We start from the raw sequence: 470 nt of genomic DNA on the forward strand, positions 1-470 counted from the left end.
TACCACATGCTATTTCTCGATGGCGTATACGCCGAAGATACCTATGGCCAACGGCGGTTCCATCGGGTCAAGGCACCCACTCAACATGAACTCAATGCGCTCGTTAACACCCTCAGCCACCGGGTCGCTCGCTGCCTGGAAAAACGCGGTCTGTTGGAGCGAGATGCCGAGAATACCTGGTTGACGCTGGACGAGGAAGGAGGAGATGTACTCACGCAACTGCACGGTTCCTCGGTGACTTACCGCATCGCCACCGGCCCCCAGCAAGGGAGTAAGGTCTTCACCCTGCAAACCTTCCCTCATTGCGAAAGTGAGAAGCCAGGCTATGGCCAAGCGGCTAAAGTGGCAGGGTTTTCACTCCATGCCGGTGTGATGGCCGAAGGACATCAGAGGGATAAACTCGAACGGCTCTGCCGCTACGTTAGCCGACCCGCTGTTTCAGAAAAGCGCCTGGCATTGACCTCCAATGG

1 protein-coding gene is annotated in these 470 nt (G+C 56.8%); it reads left to right on the forward strand.

The window, feature by feature from the left end; all coding sequences use genetic code 11:
* On the forward strand, nt 1-470 hold a 470-nt coding region (locus A3766_RS28865), incomplete at both ends, for a transposase (RefSeq protein WP_197479546.1).

It is taken from the genome of Oleiphilus sp. HI0132 (assembly GCF_001635845.1).